Raw genomic sequence first — 4,697 nt, forward strand, 5'->3', positions numbered from 1 at the left:
CAGTGGCTGCACGTGCATCCCAACACCGTGCGTTACCGAGTGCGGCGGATCGAGACGCTGCTCTCGACGTCATTGGACGACCCCGACGACCGGCTGGTGCTGGCCCTGGGATTGCGGGCCACCGACCCCTCGCCGTAGGCATGTCGGGTCGCTTTTCTCGCGAGCAGACGTAAAAGCTCCCAAAACCTCGGCGTGTCGGGCACTTTTACGTCTGCTCGCGCGGATTAGGTGACCGCGAACGCGCCGGCCGCCAGCTCGTCGAAACGTTCGATCGCCTCGTCGGTCTCGGCGTCGAGTCCACGAAGCGGCCCGCGATCGGCCAGATACCGCTGGGCGTACAGCCTGGCCACCAAAGCCTTGCGGTCCGTTCCGCGTTCGGCCCGCTCCCAGGCGGCTTGCTCGGTCAGCAGCGCACCGCCGTAGACATCGCCCATGAACTGGGCGAGCGGGAACAGCCGCGCCTCGGCCAGCGCGCCGTCCAGTTTGGTCCACGCGGTGATCGCCGAGGCCAGATCCTCGACGCGTCGAGATACCAGGGCAGTCGTGTCGTCATCGTCGGACACCGACACCGCGTCGTGCAGGCGCTGCAGCAGCGGCTCATGTGCTTGGTTCCGTTCGATGCCGCGCCGCACGTCGAGACAGAGGATGTTGTCGGGGCCCTCCCAGATGGTGTTCACCTGGGCGTCGCGCAGCAGCCGCGCCACCGGCCATGTCTCGATGTAGCCGTTGCCGCCGTGGATTTCGATGGCATCGGACGCCATCGTGATGCCGAGTCGGCAGACCTTCAGCTTGGTGACCGGAACGGCGATGCGCTGGCGCACGCTTCTCGGCTGCCGGTGGTTGACGGCACCGGTGCCGTCGAACACGAGTGCCTGGGCGGCTTCGACGTCGACGATCATCTCGGCCAACTTGCGCCGCATCAACGGCTTGTCGATGAGGGCCCCGCCGAACGCTTGTCGCTGCCGGGCGTAGCACAGCGACTCCACCAGCGCCCGCCGCGCGTTGCCGAGCGCGAACAGCGCGATGCCCAGCCGCGCCGCATTCGTCAGCTCCATCATCCGGCCGAGGCCCTTGCCGTCGGCCGGGCCCGCGTCGCCGCTCGCCTCGCCGGAGAGCAGGAACGCCTCGGCGTCGACGAACTCGATCTCACCCGAGGCGACCGACCGGGTGCCGAGCTTGTCCTTCAGCCGGCGCACCCGCACACCGTTGCGGGATCCGTCGCGGCTCGTTCGCAGCACGAGGAAGGTCGCCACCCCCCGGCTCGAGTCGGGGGCACCCTCGGGCTTGGCCAGCACGACGAACGCCTCGCCGTTGCAGTTCGACGCGAACCACTTGAAGCCGTTGAGGAGCCACGCATCGCCGTGGCGCGTCGCCGTCGTCTCCAGCTCGCCGAGGTCCGACCCGCCGGTGCGCTCCGTCAGCAGCTGTGCGGTCTCGCCCTCCCACTCACCCGACTCGAACTTGGCCAGCACGTGGTCCCGCACGTCGGGCGGCGCGTACGCCGCGACCAACGACTTCACCATGCCGCCACCGGTGCCGAGCGCGCAGCCCATCCCGATGTCGGCCTGGTTGAGCAGGTAGTTGGACGCGAACAGCATCAGCGACGGGTTCACCCCGGCGCGCCGGGCCTCGTCCCTCAACGCCTGCTGGGCATCGAGCACCGCGCGCCTGGACTCGACGAACGACGGCGGCATGATCACCCGGCTGACGTCGTGGCCCCACCGGTCATAGCGTTCCAGCCGGGGCGGGTTGCGATCGGTCTCCTCGGCCCACCGCGCCACCGGGCCGCCCATCAGCTCGCCGGCGCGCATCAGGTGCGGCTCGGCGATCGCGAGCTCGTCGGGCTGCAGGTAGTACGCCATGGTTGCCTGCAGGGTCGGGTCGGTGGCATACCAATTGAGACCCACCGCGCCCCGATAGTTCTCGGTGCGGTATCGCGCCGACTTCTCCGGAGTCGTGAACGGCAGCCGATCCACGGCCTCCACGTCGTAATCGGTCATGTCACGACGGTATTGCAGGTTGGGCAATCTGCGCGAGCAGACGCAAAAGTCCCCAAAATCCCGCGTGTCGGGGGCTTTTGCGACTGCTCGCGAGCGGGCTAGGCCGTAAGCCGTTCTACCGCGGCGTCGACGCGTTCGTCGGTGGCGGTCAACGCGATTCGCACATGCTGGGCGCCGCGCGGGCCATAGAACTCGCCCGGTGCGACCAGGATTCCCCGCTGCGCAAACCACATCACCGTGTCGCGGCACGGCTCGCCGCGGGTGGCCCAGATGTACAGCCCCGCCTCGGAGTGGTCGACCTTCAGCCCGGCCGTCGCCAGCGCCGGCAGCAGCCCGTCCCTTCGGCGCTGGTAGCGCTCGCGCTGTTCGCGTTCGTGGACGTCGTCGTCGAGCGCGGCGACCATCGCGGCCTGCACCGGCGTCGGCACCATCATCCCGGCGTGCTTGCGCACCGCGAGCAGTTCGGCGACCAGGGCCGGGTCGCCGGCGACGAAGCCGGCACGGTAGCCGGCCAACGAGGAGCTCTTGGACAGCGAGTGGATGGCCAGCAGGCCGGTGTGGTCGCCGTCGCTCACCGCCGGATGCAGCAGCGACACCGGCTCGGCGTCCCAGCCCAGGCCGAGATAGCACTCGTCGGAGGCGACGATCGCGCCGCGCTCGCGGGCCCACCCGACGACCTTGCGAAGGTGGTCGGCGCCGAGCACGGCACCGGTCGGGTTGCTCGGCGAGTTGAGGTAGACCAGCACGGGTGATCGCGGCCCGATCTGGGTTAGCGAGTCGGCCAACAGCGCCTGCGCACCGGCCAGCCGGACGCCGACTTCGTAGGTGGGATAAGCCAATTCGGGCACCACGACAACGTCATGGGCGCCCAGACCGAGAAGTGTCGGCAGCCACGCGATGAGTTCCTTGGTCCCGATCACCGGAAGCACGGCGTCGTCTGCCACCCCGGTGACGCCGTAGCGGCGGTGCAGCGCCGCAGCCGCGGATGCGCGCAGCGCGGGAGTACCGGCCGTGGTCGGGTAGCCGGGCGCCGCGCTGGCGGCGGCGAGCGCCTCGCGGATCACTGGCGCGACCGGATCGATCGGGGTGCCGATCGACAGGTCGACGATGCCGTCGGGATGCGAGCGGGCCAGGGCGGTCGCGTCGGCGAGGGTGTCCCATGGGAACACCGGGAGCCCCGCTGAGACCGCCCGGCGGGCGCTGTCAGGCCTGGGCGTTATCAGTCGTGAGCCTGCGGTGGTAGGTCCATCACCGACTGCGGGTCATTCTCGGTCATGCCCACCTTGGATGCCCCGCCGGGTGAACCCAGCTCCGCGAAAAAGTCGGCATTGATCTGCGTGTATCCGGTCCACTGCTCGGGAACGTCGTCTTCGTAGTAGATGGCCTCGACCGGGCACACCGGCTCGCATGCGCCGCAGTCCACGCATTCGTCGGGGTGGATGTACAGCATGCGTGCGCCCTCGTAGATGCAATCGACAGGGCATTCCTCGATGCACGCCTTGTCTTTGAGGTCGACGCAGGGTTCGGCAATGGTGTACGTCACTGAGTGCTCCTCAAATCCTCTCGCTCTGCCTGTTCAGTGGGGCTGCCGGTCTATGTCGGGCCCGCCGAAGTCGCTGCCAGTATCCGTTGTCGGAATCTGGACACATGTCCCAGTGTGCCCTAACTTTTGCGCCTCTCCGGTAGGGGTGGCCCGTAGTAACTGATACTAAACGTTGCAGATATAAGTCGCCTAGTCGCACACCCCTATGCGCTTGGGTGCAGTGCAACAAGTTGCATATAGATGCTCTGCGCTTCTATGCTCCCGGCGTGGCGCTTCCCCATGCAATTCTGGTGTCGCTGAGCGAGCAGTCCGGCTCGGGATACGAGCTGGCGCGTAGGTTCGACCGGTCCATCGGCTATTTCTGGAGCGCCACCCACCAGCAGATTTACCGCACGCTGCGGGCGATGGAGGACGACGGCTGGGTGCACGTCACGCCGGTGGCGCAGCAGGGCAGACCCGACAAGAAGGTGTACACGGTCGCCGACGCCGGGCGCGCCGAGCTGGCCCGCTGGATCGCCGAATCGCTGACCGGTCGCGGCAGCTCGGTGACCGATAACCGCACCCGTGATCTGGCCGTCAAGGTCCGTGCGGCGGCCTACGGCGATATCGCGGCGCTGCGTGGCCAGGTCGCGACGCTGCGCGCCGAGCGTGCCGAACTGCTCGACACCTACCGCGGATACGAGAAGCGGCAATTCCCGGATCCGGCCGCGCTCAGCGGCAGCGCGCTCCATCAATACCTGGTGCTGCGCGGCGGCATCCGAGCCGAAGAAAGTGCCGTCGACTGGCTCGACGAAGTGGCGGCGGCACTGAAGGAGAAGACGTGACCAACCCGTATCCAAATCTGTTGTCCCCGTTGGATCTCGGGTTCACCACTCTGCGCAACCGGGTGGTGATGGGGTCGATGCACACCGGCCTGGAGGACCGCGCCCGCGACACGGATCGGCTCGCCGCGTACTTCGCCGAACGCGCCCGCGGCGGTGTCGGCCTGATCATCACCGGCGGGTACGCGCCCAACCGGACCGGGTGGCTGCTGCCGTTCGCGTCGCAGATGGTCTCGTCGTCGGACGCCCGCCGGCATCGCCGCATCACCGACGCGGTACACGACGCAGGCGGCAAGGTCCTGCTGCAGATCCTGCACGCGGGACGTTATGCCT

Annotated in this window: 6 protein-coding genes; 3 read left to right on the forward strand and 3 right to left on the reverse strand. The window is 68.2% G+C overall.

Translation table 11 applies throughout. The features are described from left to right. Nucleotides 1-138 (forward strand): helix-turn-helix domain-containing protein (locus ACRDU5_RS06675; protein WP_526613707.1); only part of this gene is annotated, 138 nt, incomplete at its 5' end. A gap of 86 nt (nucleotides 139-224) precedes the next feature. Here ACRDU5_RS06675 and ACRDU5_RS06680 read toward each other — a convergent pair. From ACRDU5_RS06680 to fdxA, 3 genes are all read right to left on the reverse strand, one after another. Next, nucleotides 225-2,000 carry an acyl-CoA dehydrogenase family protein gene (locus tag ACRDU5_RS06680; RefSeq protein WP_526613703.1) on the reverse strand — a complete coding sequence of 592 codons (1,776 nt, stop codon included), beginning with the start codon at nucleotides 1,998-2,000 and terminating at the stop codon, nucleotides 225-227. A gap of 98 nt (nucleotides 2,001-2,098) precedes the next feature. Then, nucleotides 2,099-3,220 carry a succinyldiaminopimelate transaminase gene (gene dapC / locus ACRDU5_RS06685; protein ID WP_526613708.1) on the reverse strand — a complete coding sequence of 374 codons (1,122 nt, stop codon included), beginning with the start codon at nucleotides 3,218-3,220 and terminating at the stop codon, nucleotides 2,099-2,101. Further along, nucleotides 3,220-3,543, reverse strand: coding sequence for a ferredoxin (gene fdxA / locus ACRDU5_RS06690; RefSeq protein WP_526613704.1), 324 nt, complete (start codon nucleotides 3,541-3,543; stop codon nucleotides 3,220-3,222). The genes dapC and fdxA overlap by 1 nt, the downstream gene beginning before the upstream one ends. Nucleotides 3,544-3,809: 266 nt before the next feature. Here fdxA and ACRDU5_RS06695 point away from each other — a divergent pair, with 266 nt between their 5' ends. Next, nucleotides 3,810-4,367, forward strand: coding sequence for a PadR family transcriptional regulator (locus tag ACRDU5_RS06695; RefSeq protein WP_526613705.1), 558 nt, complete (start codon nucleotides 3,810-3,812; stop codon nucleotides 4,365-4,367). Continuing rightward, on the forward strand, nucleotides 4,364-4,697 hold a 334-nt coding region (locus ACRDU5_RS06700), incomplete at its 3' end, for an oxidoreductase (RefSeq protein WP_526613706.1). The genes ACRDU5_RS06695 and ACRDU5_RS06700, both read left to right, overlap by 4 nt.

The sequence above is a fragment of the Mycobacterium sp. genome (assembly GCF_050701515.1).
GTDB lineage: Bacteria > Actinomycetota > Actinomycetes > Mycobacteriales > Mycobacteriaceae > Mycobacterium.